7 protein-coding genes are annotated in these 16352 nt (G+C 46.2%); 5 read left to right on the forward strand and 2 right to left on the reverse strand.

Annotation, left to right across the window (positions count from 1 at the left end; all coding sequences use genetic code 11):
• The first annotated feature begins 392 nt into the window (after nt 1-392).
• Both QUB04_RS03690 and QUB04_RS03695 read left to right on the forward strand, forming a co-directional pair.
• The gene (locus QUB04_RS03690; RefSeq protein WP_333281184.1) at nt 393-4010 is read left to right on the forward strand and encodes a hypothetical protein; all 3618 of its coding nucleotides are present in this window, start codon (nt 393-395) and stop codon (nt 4008-4010) included.
• Between the two features lie 29 nt (nt 4011-4039).
• Complete coding sequence (locus QUB04_RS03695) at nt 4040-7918, forward strand: hypothetical protein (RefSeq protein ID WP_333281187.1); 3879 nt, start codon at nt 4040-4042, stop codon at nt 7916-7918.
• 22 nt (nt 7919-7940) lie between these two features.
• On the opposite strand, the gene QUB04_RS03700 is transcribed toward QUB04_RS03695, so the two are convergent.
• Nucleotides 7941-8066, reverse strand: coding sequence for a hypothetical protein (locus tag QUB04_RS03700; RefSeq protein ID WP_333281190.1), 126 nt, complete (start codon nt 8064-8066; stop codon nt 7941-7943).
• 96 nt (nt 8067-8162) lie between these two features.
• The gene (locus QUB04_RS03705) at nt 8163-9137 is read right to left on the reverse strand and encodes a tyrosine-type recombinase/integrase (RefSeq protein ID WP_333281193.1); all 975 of its coding nucleotides are present in this window, start codon (nt 9135-9137) and stop codon (nt 8163-8165) included.
• Between the two features lie 295 nt (nt 9138-9432).
• Between QUB04_RS03705 and QUB04_RS03710 the strand changes: the two genes are divergently transcribed.
• The 3 genes from QUB04_RS03710 (at nt 9433) to QUB04_RS03720 (ending at nt 16254) form a co-directional block, all read left to right on the forward strand.
• Nucleotides 9433-10248 carry a DNA methyltransferase gene (locus QUB04_RS03710; RefSeq protein ID WP_190739201.1) on the forward strand — a complete coding sequence of 272 codons (816 nt, stop codon included), beginning with the start codon at nt 9433-9435 and terminating at the stop codon, nt 10246-10248.
• A gap of 299 nt (nt 10249-10547) precedes the next feature.
• Complete coding sequence (locus QUB04_RS03715; RefSeq protein WP_333281200.1) at nt 10548-12281, forward strand: helix-turn-helix transcriptional regulator; 1734 nt, start codon at nt 10548-10550, stop codon at nt 12279-12281.
• A gap of 532 nt (nt 12282-12813) precedes the next feature.
• On the forward strand, nt 12814-16254 hold the full coding sequence (locus QUB04_RS03720; protein ID WP_333281203.1) for a plasmid replication protein, CyRepA1 family: 3441 nt from the start codon (nt 12814-12816) through the stop codon (nt 16252-16254).
• The last annotated feature ends 98 nt before the right edge of the window (nt 16255-16352 follow it).

A 16352-nucleotide genomic window follows, 5' to 3' on the forward strand; every position in this document is an offset into this window, starting at 1 on the left:
ACTTGACCCTCAAAGAGGATAGCTCTTGGGTGCTGAAAAGCCCCTGCAAAGATCGGGATTTACTCAGTTGCAGTTCTTTGCCCCACAATGTCCGACCTCTTTGCTATTATATGAGGGCGTTGGTTGCTGACCCTGCTGTTGCTTGAGATGAGGGTAAAAGGAGAGTCGGATAGCGAGTTTGTAAACCAGTTTCGTGGGTGCTTGGGATTAAAGTATACTCTATTCACCTGCAATCTGTTATAACTGTAAGCTCGACACCGACCTCCAGAGATGGTTTATTTTTGCGAACATGAAATGATATTTTGAATCATTCTACTTGTATGAGAATAATTTATCCCCTTAACCAGTGAACAATCCGCAACCATTTCTCATAAAAGAAGGAGCTAGTTCCCGTGAAAAATGAGTTAAAAGAAGACAGGAATGAACTGGCGAGGCTGGATTATAGCGACTGGCTAGCAAAAACTATTAACGAACTGAATCGAGAAACCGGAGCAGCAATATTTTGCTTAAAACAAGATATCCCTTCAGGAAGATTTAGGTTAATTATAGACATTCATTGTTTGGCTTTTCAACTCGCAAAAAATCAAGAATTAAGACCTCCATTAGAGCCAGGAGAAAAAGCCTATAAAGCGACAATAAACATGGTTGAAAAATGCCGTGAAACCTTCGGAGAAAAAATTCAAGAAATCAAAACGGCTTTATCAAATAGATTAATCGAGGCTATTAGGAAAGTCCACGGCTCAGAGCCTGATGAAGAAAGCTCAGAGCCTGATGAAGAAAGCTCAGAGCCTGATGGAGAAAGCTCAAAGCCTGATGGAGAAAGCTCAAAGCCTGATGGAGAAAGCTCAAAGCCTGATGGAGAAAGCTCAAAGCCCGATCGAGAAAGCTCTGAAGTGACCATTGATGAGTTAATCGAGTCAATGCTTGTACCCCTGGCATCAATGCCAAAGCAGCCCTCCTTGTTTGCTTGGCACTTCCCTTCGATGACTGGATTGAGTTCGCATGATTTGACCTTAGCTTCTGAATTAGCGACTCCTACAATCAGAAGTCACAAAGTAACAATAGAGATAAATAGTGCAACTCGCTTCCGCGAATTTGTGGTGACTGGGCTGGAAAATTATGTTCAATTTGTGAAAACAAAACAGGACTTGGATTATCCTGATTATGTAATTCAAAATGTGAGAACGAGCATCGAGTCACTCAAAACTAATGGTTCTAATGAATTATGCCAACTTGAAAAGTTACTCAATCAAGAAACAATCGGTCGCCTGAAAAGAGAGGCGGAAGTAATTTACTTGGAATCCTGGGCAAATATAATTGGTGAAGATTGCGATCGCGTTAGAGACTCGAAGCCAAAAAGTAAGTTAATACATCAGTTTGCCCTTAAAGGGAAACAACAGCCACGCGGAATATCACTCGACGAAGCCTCGTTTTATTTGAGGGACTACAGCCGGCGTCTTAGATCACTGGAAAAATTCATCAACGACAAAAAGAAACCAGAGGCTTATTACGAAGTAACATACCAGGGCGTACTTGTAGACATCCAAGAATTATTCTCTGGGCGGGATGCCTTCTCGGAGTTACCTCTTTTAGGTAAAATCGATGGCTGTATTGGAGAAACAGACGATCCACATCAGAGCATTACCTCAATAACTTTTGGACTCAAATTCAAGTTAAACGGGCGCGTCAGTAATCCGGTTCTTTACGATTCTTCATTTGTGTATGGGCTTGAGATGATTAAGCCGGATTCAAAGTTGCATAACATAGATTTGGACGATCTAACGCAGGAGAGGCGCAAGAAACACATTGAGAAAATACTTAAGTTTTTCGTTCTTTATTACTTTGCATTTGCTTGTCCCAACCCTCTAGCGCCAAATTATTGTTACCAGGAGGTGATCAATTTTGATGTAATCAAGCAATTTACCGAAGAAGTATTACCTCAGTTGAAAGAAGACTCTCTTAAGAGTGATGAGGCTAAGAAAGATTTAATGAGAAAGTTTGTTGGTGAAATGAGTGAATACTTAGTTGCTGACAAACTGGAAGCTACGGTCAAGGCTCTTAAGGAATACTTAAAAACGGAAAAAATTGGGTTTTCTGCCGAAAAAAATGTAAATATAGGGCTGTCACGAAAACTGCTCCTGTCAGACTTGAGCGAAATCAGCAATAGGAGTAGATTCTTCGAGAATGAATTGTCGGAAGATCTGAAGAAATGCCTCAAGTATGTTTTCATCTCCGCACAGGGGGCAAATAAAGACGCCATCATCCAGTTTCCTGTAGCGCTGACATTTGAGACGGATAACTTCTACCGCACGAGTAAGAAGCGCGAGTTCGACATGAGCTATCAAATTGGCGACATTCAAATGCTTCCCGTGTTCTATAGTTTTGCAAGTCAAGATCCAAGCAAGCAATTTGCTCGCGATAAAAAGAACATCGAAATGCTCGCACCCTTATTAGGGGAAAAACCTAACTTCCCCAAAAATGCTGATGAAGCATCGGAATACATGAGTAGCCTTGTATTTCCTGGCTCACTAATAGAGTTTAAAGTGACTGAAGTACCTTTAGAAAAAGCCACAGAACGGGGGCGTTTTATATACGAGCTTACTTGGCGGACGCTTGGCTTCATAATATTAGATATTCTGACATCTCAAGCGCGAAAAAATAAAAATATATTTGTAGGTCAGTGGCTGCTGCACCAAACACCAGAAGCCCAAACAACGCAGCAGGAAACATTGATTCATCAAATAGTGGAGGAATGGAGTTATGTATTGAGCGACTCCTTGTTGATGAATTCTCAAGGAATAGTGATGCCGAATATTAACCGTTATAAAATTCCCAATGCCAAGTGTTCGCTCTACTCAATGTTGCCACAGGAATACAAAATTAAGAACAATAACAATAGAACCATAGAGCCATTGTTAATAGTGATGGTTTCAAGCAACAAATGCGACGCCCGTTCCTCACGTTGGGGAGAAAACTACATTGCCAATTTGACGGGTGAAGTTGTGGCAGTGGAGCCTACAGAAACAGGTCTAAAAGTGAGGATGGTGAAAAGTCTGGCGGGAAATTACAGAGGGGATGAACTGCATCGCTGTCCAGCAGTGCTGGGCGACACAATTAGCGATATGTATCTCAAGGGGTTTCGCCACGTTATATACATAGCTAACACTCCCTTTTCTGAACACCTGCGCGTGACTGACCAACAAAATGAATTGTTCTTCATGTCGCAGGAACTCATCAAATACCTCAAGATTGCTGATGATCTGGTAATATATCCGGTTCTGTACGACAGTTACAGCGCCTTGCGGATTGATGGGGAACTGAAAGAAGAGACTTTGTACGTTCAGGACGTGCGCCAGTTGAGTAACGTATTTAATGACCCCAATCGTTCCCAGGTAGTATTTTTCAATTTGTTCACCGGAAAAGCTGTAGAGCGAGATCGTATTTTCTACAACACTGTGACAACTTATTCTACCTTGCTCAACGCCCACCCTGGCGACGTAATTGACGTGAATAAGGTAATGGACGGTCTCATCAAAGAGGGAGAACTAAAAAATAACCTCATGCTTGGGTTAACGCTCTTGCATTATTCAAAATACGAAAAAAGCCAAACTAAGGCAGAGAAATCGTTCCTCAAACTCGACCCCCTAAATGATATTATCGGCGACAATGCAATTGGCAGGTCAGCAGCAAAAAGTCGGCACTGCATCTCTTCGGTGCAAATGAATTCTATCGCATTTCTCACAGAAGTGTACAACGCATTGAGCGTTCCCATTTCTGAAGAGAATGCGATTAATAGCAACATTAATCTATCTCACTCCTCTCTCTTGCTTCTCGATGAAATTAAGAATTACTTAGTAGATCGTGAAGTAAGCGCTCCCGATGAGCTGCCTCAACATTATGTTGACTGCTTGGTTGAGTCCTATTCCAATCCGATGCTTAAGGAGCGAGTTGAATCGATAATCGCTCCCCAGTGGTGGGTTATTAGCAACGGCGATATTGTCCCGTTTTAAAGGATCTGTAAGTTTTAGAGGATCTGTAAATGCAAATAAGAGAGGCACAAGGACATCTTTTCGAGCTAGCATTTAACGCGGGAATATTGACGGCCATCCATCAAACAGGGATAAAATACGCCCACATGGGTTTATTCATTGATGATTTGAAAAAACTCAATCATCGAGGCGTCATCAATAGCCTCGTTCAAATGAAATTGAAAGAGGGATTTATTGACGCGGAGAGTCAGCGAATATGGGCAACATGGGGCAAGTTGTTACTTCTGCGGGGTCATCTTGGCGGTTTGGGTTTATGGCACGAACTGATGGATGCGTTCGGGTACTCCTCTAATACAAGCAGATATTGGGAATTGCTGTACGTGCAGTGCTGTCTTTCGGATGCAACCAGCATGAGAACGCTGGAAAAAAACGAATATGACCGCTATTCTCAAATCCTTTCCCAGTTGGACATTACCCCTGATCAGGTTTTCCGATACATAAATAAATACGCCACAACGGGGGAATTTTTAAAGGCGGACACATTAATGCTGATGTCGAAAGAGGGGGAGGGAGGCGGAAAAAAGGAATATCGCATCGTCTGCGTTGATTTGTCTGCATTCACCGTTGATAGCAATGACAGCAGCGAGTTGAACGAAGGGGAAAATCAGGGTGCAACTGAGGAACGAGAACATTGCGATTTGTGGAATTTATCGAGTGCTTTATCAATCCTTGAGTCTCTCGGAGTGGAACTGCATCGTTTAATGTCCAAAAGTGTTTATCATCACTTAAAAATTGACACAAAGGAAGGAAGCAATCGAGAATTAATAATTGGGCGTGACATAAAGGATTACCTGACAGCTTTTTCTTATTACGACAAGGACTTTGTTAAGTTGGTGCAGGCGGCATCGTACTCCGCTAGTTTTGTCAAGTTTCTCGAATCAGAGAACAGGATAGCAAAGGATGCAACTGTCCAAGTCACGGCGATCGGTTACACGACGCAGGGAATTAGCACTCTGAATGTCGGACGGGAAGATTTCGACATCCTTGATCGTTGCGCCGAAGCATATAAGTCGATGAAGAGACAGGAAAAGTCTGACACAGAGAATTCAATCGATAGTTATAAGCGGACGCTTGTTAAGATGCTCAATTTAATCAAGCGAAGTGTCGCCGATAGTTTATTGTACGCACCTGGTGGAATGGGAGTCAGCGTTGGAAACAGTGCAGCAGGAGAATATGAACTCAAGAGCGATCGCCAGGAACAGAAAGTAAAAGAATTTGTTGACTCGCTGTGCGATATGAATACCACTGCGGACAGAACCGTGTCTTTCACTGAAATAATTAGTAATTTTCACAATCCATCGGATTCTCTGGATGATTCGATTACTTCAAAATACAACCTCCCTCAGAAAATTACGCTAAGGAATGCTCATGCCCAAATAATAAAGGAACAACTGTCATCCGCCTGTCGCTATCTGTTCCTGACCGGAAATCCAGGTATTGGGAAAACAACGACAGTGGTGGATTTTCTTCGCGATCGCGTTAACGAGGGCTTCCTGCTGTTCTACGTCAGTCCGCGGCTATCGGTTAACGAAGACACAATCAATAAATTTAGAACTGAATCGCGGCGTTTGTTTGCTGATGACCTGTACTGCATTTATACAAGCCACGCTATCATTGCGGCCAATAACGGCTTGCCAACAGTCAAATATTCTTCTAATGCCGATACTAATACTTTTAATTGGTCAGGGGTAACTTTTATTGGCGTTGGAGATGAGGGAAAGCACCTCACAAGAGCGAGACAGGAAATAAGTCGTCTTTCAGGAAATTCGCTTGGCTACGATAAAAAGTCAGGGACGGGAGTGATTAGGAGCCTGTGCGATGCTGGTCACGTTCTCATCAATAAGGGCGTGAGTAAAATTGTGATTACCTGCTCTACTCAGTCCCTCCGTAAAGTGAATAAATACGGAGACTCCTTAGATAACTTTCATAGACTATTCCGTTCGGTTACAAATCAGAGTGAAGTGATTTCAGAGGAAATGATTAAATTATCTTCACGCCTGAGAAACATCATTGTTATGGTTGACGAAGTGACGGGCGATAGCGCTGGGGTTGAGTGGTTTCACGCCATGCAGAAATGGCTGGATAAAAAGCTTGAACTCTTCGATAAATCGCACGGTTTTAACACTAAACTGATTGTTGCTGACGCTTCCCTAATAGGTGTTGAAGTTGTTAAGCCGCACCTCGGTACAAGGGAAGCGGAGCCGGCTAAGATTTACTGTTCTCCTGTTGAGAATGAGCGAGAGCCACTAGAGCTTAGTTTTCAGTCGTTTACTGATGAGTCAGCACGGCGAGGAATTATTGATTCCACCATTATTAACGCCAACTCATATCCAGCAAGACTTATTGAACTCACTTACAAAGTTTTCTTCGAGACTTGTAAAATTAATGAGGATGGCTCCCTTAAAAATAAACTGGGTCAGTCAGCGCGGGACGATTCCCTAGTAACCGAAATAATCCACCACGTCTCTGAGCAAAATTCAGACCAATTACTGGTTTACATTCAGGACAAGCAACGTCTGATACAATTAATAGATTTGGTCAAAAAGAGGCGGCCTCGATTCGATAAAAATAAGGCTTATCTGGAAATACATTCCCTTTCAGATCCAGACAAGGAAAGCCGCCTTGAATGTAAAGACCAGGTTAGAGTAGTATTTATGACATCATCAGCTTCTCGCGGCATTTCCTTTCCTCATGCAAAACACATAATCGTCGAGCTACCTAGGTTTCAGATAGAAAACAACCTGATGGAAATTATTCAGACCATCTATCGAGGTCGGGGCGATTTTGCCGAGGGAAAAAATAACGATCGCGAACCTAAGAAAGTGACGGTGTACATTGTTGAAAAAGTATTCACCAATGTACCCAGCAAGCAACAAAGTCAGATCACTCGCGTCGCAAATTTGATAGGTTCCTTGCTCGTCTTGCGAACAGCGATAATGACGAGAATTACGGGTGCAGGATATCTCTGCGGACGCAACACAGCAATGATTCCCATTGGCGGAAAAGGGATGTATTCGGGGGGCGAGACGTTTAGTACCCGTATCAAGTCTCTCATGCAGCGGCTGCGGAGCCATCAACGTCTACATCCAGAAGATCGAGATGTTAAACTTGCTCTCGAACATTTGCCTTGTTTTTTTGAATCGGCGAAATTCTTTATACAGAAGTCTACTTGCTCACCCAATTCTGCTGTTTCCTACGAACAGACAAGGAAGAAAATCAGCTTACCGTCTCTATTGGAGTTAGGCGTTGATTTCTTATTTGACCAATGCTCTTGCATGGCTGACTTGTTGGAGATCGAACTCAGCCCGCAGGTTTTTTATGTGGATGGTTCACTGTTGCTCGTCCCAATGAATAATAACACGGTGACATCTCTTTACAGGTTCGACCCTTATTCCCAAGTCAGTAAATACGCGACACCAGAATTCATAAATGCTTTGGAAAATATTATGCGAAAAAATTACCCCGAAGATATAAAAAATGAAATTTACTTCGCTCTTGATTTTATCCAAAAGCTGAAGCAAAATGAGGAGACTACGCAGCAACTTAGCGACTCTAGCAATTTCAGCGATCAGTATTTCGCTGTCCCCCTACATTTCTTAGTCGCTGATGAAACTCTCCGACGCTCATTTACAGAAGAGAGTGAAAACTCGCCTGTGAGCCACAGGTTTCGTATGTTACTGGAGCGTTATGTCAAGGCTTTGTACCCTGCTACTGATTTTCTCCCCATCGGCAATGGCTTCGTTGATTTTCCTTGGGTGATTTTTAAAAGTTATGACTTGGCGCAGATTCGTCGGGGTTTGTTCAGAGCAAACTACTTTCTTAACTCTCGCTCCCTGAATCTACTCAATCTTATTTTGTTCAGGGGGTGACAAGCGCCTTCTGAATTTTAGTCTAACTGCTTTGCTGCATTACCTGCAACCGTCGCTCGTTGACTTGCCCCGCATCCCTTCTATCAGCTTGCCTGCTAATAACGCAGTTATGCACTGCTGTAACTGGTAAAGGTTCAGCCAGTCGCACCCAACTAATCTTAGAGTGTGAGACGAGAGTTAACAGTTTCGGTAAGTTTCCCCATAGTCTTGTATTCGATTATTATCCGAACATATAAATCTAAACTTAGCGCACTAAACTAGCCAGCAGCCCCGACGCTTCCCGCTGCAAACTCTGGCGATTATCATCGTAGCAATTAAGGACGTTCGAGCTGGTATGGCGGCTCAACTTCTGCGCCATTCGCGTATTACCGTTGCTTGTATCTAACAGCGTCGTAATTGCAGCGTGGCGTATTCTGTGCGGGCTGATTCTTTTAGGAATTCCCGCAGCGGAGCAAGTTGAGAAAACAAGCTTGTAAATAGCGTACCCGCTCAACCTCAATCCGTATTCACGCTTTGTCAAAGCGATAAATAAAGGATCGAGGGGCATTGCAGTTCCCCGCACGCTCAGCCAATCAGAAATCGCATCTGCGGTCGCGTTGTGCAAGTCAATTAGCTGCGCTTGAGTTCCCCTACCTTTGCCGTAAATGTTCAGAGTTCGGGCTAGCGGGTCAAAGTCGCCTATATTGGCTCCGCCGAGCTCCCCCCGGCGCAACGCATTGTCCCACAGCAGCCGGAGAACTGCATAGTCGCGCTTTCCCTGGGGTGTACTCCTGTCAGGAATGGACAACACCGACTGCATCGCCGCCACATTCTCAGAAGCAACTCGGCCAAACCCTGTAGTATCCCGGTAAGGAACCACCTTCTCTCCTTCAACATCTACCAAACTCCACTCGCACTCGCCCACCTTCCGAGCAAAATTCACCAAACTTTTGATAGCCGCCAGCCGCCGATTAATCGTCGCTTCCTTAAGTCCCTTGTCGATTAGTTTGGCTTTATACTTGAGAACCACCGCGACAGCGGCGAAGCGGTTCAGCCGTAGGAACTCGCGTACCAATGCCGGGTGAGGTTCCTGCCCCGTCATTGTCGCAAAGAAATCGTACAAGTCTTTCTCATAAGCACGCCTAGTGTTGACAGAGCGCTTGGCAGCTAACAGCTCTGCCACTAGGTCGCGCGTCGAAGCTATTTCTCCAAAGGAATTAGCAGCGTGTTCTAAGTCCATAGCCGGTCTGATAATTTGTCTTTCCAGACCAGATTACCCTCATTAGGGGTGCAAAAAGATGGATAATTTACCAGTCCGTTCGGCGAGCGTACTAATGATGAGCGGCGGGCTCCAAAACCTTGCAGGCGCAGCGGCGATCGCTGCAATTGAGTGAACGAGCATAAATTTTGATGGTCAAACAATTAAAGCTGCCTCTTGGGGAAGTTCTGCCGCTAGCGCCGCCCCCTGTCTCTCAAGAGGGCAACAGCACCTTTTCAACCTTTACAGACAACATCAAGTTGCCCGTTCACCGCTGGTGCGAGATGAGCGTGCGGGTTTCTCGGCCTCTTGGGTCGAAACCGTTATTGCTAGAGCTTTGGAACGGGGGAGTGCGACTGTCTTCGATCCATTTGCCGGTGCGGGGACGACGCTGCTTGCTGCTGAGAAAATGGGGGTTGAATGCTTGGGAGTAGAAGCTCATCCCTTCGTTGCTAGGATTGCTTCAGCCAAGTTGTTATATCGAACTGACCCCGCTCTTTATTTAGAGCATATAAGAAAGGTCAAAATACGTGCAGAAAATTTGTCGGGCTGTGTAGATAATTATCCGGCTTTGATTCGTTCTTGTTTAAGCGATCGCTCCCTTGAAGGCTTAAATCGATTGTGGCAGGCTTGGAAACAATTAGCTGACGATTCTCCTCAATCCGAGTTGGTATGGCTGACAATTATAGCCATTCTCTGCCATGTTTCCTGCGTTGGAACTGCCCCTTGGCAGTACATCTTACCAAACCAAACCAAAAAATCTGTATTGTCGCCGATGTCAGCTTTTGAGCTAATGGTTCAAACCCAGGTTCAAGACATGAGAATTGCAGGAAAAACAGCAGCTAATACTGCTAAGAGCGTTCGCTCTGATGCTCGGACTTGTCTTGGCGTACCGGATGATTTTGCTGATTTAATCATTACCTCGCCGCCCTATGCTAATAACTATGACTATGCCGATGCTACGCGCTTAGAGATGTGCTTTGCAGGAGAAATTAGTGGAAAAACCGGAAGCATAACGTCCCTCTGTGCGAAGGCTGTTTGTGGGTTAGGGGATGATCGAGATTTGACAATAGCTTGTATCAACAGTTCTTAGTTTCGGGCACAAATTAACAGCGATAAAGCAGGAAATTATTACTGGAAAATGTTAAAATAATAGCGTTATGGTAAACTGTAGTAACGAGCGAATTGGGACAGTATATGGGAGAGCTTTCGATCGTGAATTTAGTGAAAAAACATATTATTTCTCGCCACCACTGGAACGCAAATGCTTTGGGGATACAGGGCGTGGTAGTACGGAAAGTTCGGGTTACTCCTTACAAAACGGTTCGATAAAGCAAGTGAGATATTTGTCTATCAAACCTGTAACTATTATTGGCATGAAGAGGCTAGGCTATGGAGTTATCTACTACCACCACCACGATAGATGGCGAGCGCATTCAAGAGTACGCCAAGAAGCTACGCCAAGGGAATTTTTTAGAAACTTTGGCCTTGAATGTAGCAATGGGGATTCATACCGAAATTACTAAAAGGGATGAAACATTAGAAGGCTTTAGTCCTAAGTGTGTTGATGAACTCGAAAAATTTCTCAAAGAGCAGATAGTTGATGATGCTTTCTACTTGACAAAAGCAGAGGAGATATTAAATCATCTGACCCTCTGGCTTGAGGCAGGTAGAACCGAGGAAAATTTATGGAAAAACGTGGCACTTGATTCAGCTTTAATTTTTCTAGAGCCACTCGATTTATCCAATCGGACACTAGATGAGTTAACCGCTATGCTGGGGCTGGCTTCAAAAACAGTTCCCGCAACCGAACCCCAGGTATTTATCAGCACCACAATCACTCAAATACTCACCTCAGCCCCTCCTAGAACGGCTTGCAAGTCCTTATTACGAATTTGGGATTGGCAAGAAGATGCCCATAAAAATGTGTTTTTTCGAGATAATTACAACACGGGTTTTGTTAAGTTAGCCTTAAAGGATAAAGACCCAGTTACTAAAGAATATTTTTACTTTACAGGCAAGGCCGCCTGGGGAATTATTGAGGAATTTGGCAATTTGGGGAAAGATACTGCCAAACTCCACTGTTTACTATCTGCCTATGTTTTTCAACAAGCTGTGCCTTGGAGAACTGAAATTAAGCTAGCTGGAACTGGGAAAAATGGTGGCACTAACCTCATAGACTTAATGGGTTGGGGTGAGCGTAAAGATATGACCACTTCCCAGAAGTTACTCAGGATAGAGCAATGCCTGAAGCTTCTGAGAAGGCTGGACGCTACCATTAAATGGAATATCGGGAAGCTAGGATGCGATATGAATTCCCTCATTTGGGACGTTGCTGTGGAGCGCTACGGGCAGCGTAACATTTTCACAAATGAAATTGATGAACCAACAGAAATAGTAGCCTTCATTCGGGCGGGTAGATGGACTGAGTTTTTCTTTAATAAACCTGGCAAGAATGCCAAGCCTCCAGTGGCCTTATATGAGTTTGGTTGGATTTCAGAATCGACGCTCAAAATGAACCCCTATCATGATGAGCTAGCATTTTTAATTGCCATCAATATAACAACAGAAAGCGCCATTCATACAAATGGCAAATACACGGTTAAGACCGTCCTAGAGATGGTGATGCCGAAAAATCAAATTGAATTAATGCGGTCTGTTAAATACAAAGCTCAAGATATAAAGGAGCGGTGGGGTAAAGCTTTAATGCGATTGATTGAGTTAGATTGGCAGATTATATATGACTCTGAAACCTACCCTGAATGGTTGCGTCCTGGAAGTACAACAGGTAAACCCAAAGATTGCAAAAAAAGAATTATTGATTTACTGCTAGAAGCTGGCGTCACCATCAAGCCTCCCGGTAAAATTCCTGCCTTGATAGCTGCTAAAAAATCAGCATCTTTGCCCCGGAAACGGAAATCAGCATCTGCTGCCCCGTTAGAGTGGGAACCGATACAGAAGGCTTGTGAAGCAAAGGGTTGGACGAAGCAAAGAGCCATCGCCGAAAAGCTGGGCATATCTCAGCAGCTAGTCTCACAGCTTCAGCGCGGCAAGCCAATTAGCCCCAAAACCGCCGCCCACCTCAGAAAAATCTTGCCTAAAGTGCTACCGGAACTGTCAATCTAGCTTCCCATCCCTTTAACTCGAACTCCAGCCCCAAGCGTAGTAAGGCTGGAGTTTTGCGTAGTAAGGCAAAAATGACCTCAAAATCACCTTCAAACTATTATCAGGCAAGGCTTACGACTTTACTACGGACACACCCGGATCTAGCTACCAAAACACCCGGATCTAGCTACCAAAACACCCGGATCTAGCTACCTTTCAAATTTGAAACCGTTTTACAGCAAGCGTTTCAGAACTTTACTACGCCTGGATTATCTTAATTAATTAATTATCTTTGATCGGCGTGCAAGCAGCGATTTTCAGAACATGAGACAAAGGGATGTTGCCCACTCAAGGAATAGCCCGGTGAAGATTTATCGAGATAGCACAGGCATTGACCTTCAAAATCAGTCCTCACAGAGACTCATAGTCCACTTAACCCCATCTGACCCGTTCATGAGGCGCTCTGGCGGTAGCCAGATTCGGGTGCAACTTGGAGTGCCTTTCGCATTGCTACTAGGCCAGAAGGTCAACACAGCCAACATGGGGGTGCGTTATGGTCTTGTCTAAGTCCGCCCTCACTGAATGGCAAGAAAGCGGCGTAGACTCCGCCATCTTCGCCCTCAACGTGCAAACTCTTAGTGGCGACGCCCCCTACGCCTACCTCCTCTACGAAATTAACGCCGCCTCCGGCAGAGTCCACCCCGACGCACAATGGCGGTGGGCCAGAAAACACTACAGCCACATCGAGCACGGTGGTTGGTGGTGTTCGGGCCTTGACCCCCTCAACAACTGGCAGCCCATGTATTGGGGCTGCTTCAAACCCTATCAGCCCCGAAATGCCTTTGACCCAAACGGTAAAACCAAGCCCGTAAAATACGAACACCCCCCCAAAACCCCCACCAGAGCCTTCTTCCTGCAAGTCCCAGACCACATCTGGGCAAAAGTCGCAGAACGCCACGGTGTCCCCATCAACCCAGAAAACCCAGAGGACTTAGAGATGGGGAGCACAGGAACGGGGGAGACGGGAGACGAAAATCTCCCCTCTGCCCCTGTGCCCCTCCCCGGCGTCACGAACCCGCCTCAATTCTGGGAATGGGTTTGGCTCAACAACATCCCCGTCACCATCGTCGAAGGCGTAAAAAAAGCCGCCTGCCTGCTCACAATGGGCTACGCGGCCATTGCCCTCCCCGGCGTCACAATGGGTGTCAGAACCAAGAACGCGCTAGGGGAGAAGTGCAACCCCTATCTCATCCCCGAACTCCAACACTTCGCCACCCCAGGGCGGGAAATCTACATCGGCTTTGATCGCGACAGCAAGCACTCTACCGTCCTCAACGTCAACCGCGAGATTGACAAACTCGGCCGCCTGTTCACCACCGCCAAATGCTCCGTCAGCGTCATCACTCTGCCAGGACCGGAGAAAGGCATCGACGATTTCGTGGTAGCCAGAGGCGAGGATGCGCTCATTGCCCTCAAAAACGCAGCACGAGGCTTCCAATTTTGGCAGGATAGGGAATCATGGCTTTTAACCTATCCCGCGTCTTTAACGCTAAATTCTCGCTATCTGGGAGAACTCCCCTATCCAGAGGCCGGCTTAGCCTGCATCAAATCCCCCAAAGGCACCGGCAAAACCCGCTCCCTCGCCCACCTGGTTTCCCACGCCCTCAACACGGGCGAACGCCGCGTGCTAGTCATCACCCACAGGATTCAGCTCGGCCGCGCCATCTGCGCCGGGTTGGGAATCAACTACATCGACGAAACCAAGAACTCGCCGGAAGGCAAATTATTCGGGTACGGCTTGTGTGTAGACAGCCTCCACCCCCACTCAATGGCCCGTTTCAACCCCGAAAACTGGTCTGGGGCGATCGTCCTCATTGATGAGTGCGAACAAGTCATCTGGCACGCCTTGAACTCCAGCACCTGCCGCGAAAACCGCGTCGCCATCTTGCAAACCCTGCAAGAACTCATTCGCACCGTCTTAACCACCGGCGGCTTAATCGTTGCCCAGGATGCTGATTTATCTGATTGCGCGATCGACTACTTGAAGGCGCTTGCTGGCATCCCTCTCCAACCTTGGATTGCCGTCAACGAATGGAAACCTAAAAAAGAGCGGGACGCGATCTTCTACGCCACTCAAAGTCCCGCACCACTATTCGCTCAAATGGAGCAAATTCTGTCGCGAGAAGTCACCTGCTGCGACCTTGAAAGTCGCGCCCTCTGCTGCCCGCTCGATCGAAACAGGCCCCACATTATGGTTGTTGAAGACTCCCAAAAAGTCAAAGGAAAATGGTCGTGTCGCAACCTAGAAACACAACTGCAAAAACGATTTCCCAACAAGCGCATTCTCAGGATTGATAGCGAGTCAGTAGCCGACCCCAACCACCCTGCTTGTGGCTGCGTTGAGAAACTTAATGCCACCATTCAAAACTACGACATCATCATCGCTAGCCCCACCATTGGCACAGGAGTTAGCATCGACATTCGCGGTTATTTTACAGCCGTATTCGGCATTTTCAAAGGAGCAATTGCCGTCAACGATGCCTTGCAAGGTCTCGCTCGCGTCAGGGATGAAAATGTTCCAGTCTTTGTTTGGACAGCGCCCTTTGGCATTGGCAAAATTGGCAACGGCAGCGCTTCTTACCGAGCTCTCCTCGCTTCCCAGCAGAAGGTTATCAAAACCAATATTCGCTTGCTGCAAGGAGTTGACTTCGACATCGACGCGGCCCACGACCCGGTTCACCTGAGAACTTGGGCAAAAATGGCTGCTAGAATTAATGCCGGAATGTGGCATTACAGGGAGGCGATTAGGTACAGCCTAAAAGCTGAAGGGTTTCAGGTAAAACTGTGCCGAGAAAATCAGCTAGAACAACTCCTTTTAGAGGGATTAGCGCAGCAAATAGCAGCCAGCGCGGTCAAAAACTGGAAGCTCTTGCAGCAGCTTGTCCGGGAGGTTGATGCTCGGTTAAATGAATTAACTCTCCGAAATGTCGGAGCTGCTCTGGTTAAGGAAGAGGCTGAGTCAATTCAGCAAGAGAACCGCAGGGTAGAAGCGGATGCTGTTGCTGGTGCTCCTGATATTACTCTGTCTGAGTATCTGAAGTTGAAGGACAAGCGCTCCAAGACAAACGGCGAACTCAATCAAGAGCGCAAGTACCAACTGCAAGAGACTTATGGTGTGTCGGTGACGCCCGAGCTGAAATTGAAGGACGACGACGGCTGGCTGCCTCAAATTCGCCTGCATTACTATTTGACCCATGACCCAGAGTTTGTCAGGAAACGAGATAAAAATCACTTGGCAGGCCATCAAGAAAGAGGTCAAGGGAAGGTTTGCCCGCAAGATTTGCGCTTCCTGAAAGCTTCTGTGGAAGCTCTCAAGAAGTTGGGGCTGATGGAGTTCTTTGACTCAGACAGGGAGTATCGAGGGACTGACCCGGAGGTGATAGCCTTTGCTCAAAGGGTCAAGCAGTATTCTGCGGATGTGAAGGATTTTCTGGGTATCAGGGTTCACCCTAATGCCCAGCCAATGGAGGTGGTTCAGTACGTTTTGAAAGGGAAGCTAGGCTTTACCCTGCGACGGGTTCGCCAAGAAAGGTCGGAGGAACGAGATGCTTTGGGCAAGTCCAAGCGCATTCGAGTCTATCAGTTCCAGTTCCCCAACGACGACCGAGCGGCGATTTTTGCAGCTTGGCAGCAGCGGGATGAGAAGGCTATCTCTTTGGCAGAAGCCGTGGCTCCCTGTTTGGAAGGGGTTCCTGGCGGCACAGGGTCGGATAAAGATATAAAGATATCGGAGGGTGTGCCACCAATTGATGAAGCTGCGAACGCAGGACACTCATTGAAGGTGGGCGCGCTTGTGCGGTTTGTTGGTGAGGTTCAAAAATATGTGGTTAAAGCTGTCTCAGGCGCTCGAGTGATGGTGGAATCGTTGCTTTCGGGTGCTATCGTCCACACTTGCGATCGCCGCTTAGAGCTGGCGGATGGAGGAGCGACGTGAGAACGCTGCCAAAAAGTGTGATTCGTTTTTAGTCCAGCGCGACCTGAAAAGGGTCATCTGTTCTGCAGAGCCTACTCTGCTAAGGTATTGACAATCCT

Origin of the sequence: Microcoleus sp. D2_18a_B4 (genome assembly GCF_036702475.1) — a bacterium.
GTDB lineage: Bacteria > Cyanobacteriota > Cyanobacteriia > Cyanobacteriales > Microcoleaceae > Microcoleus.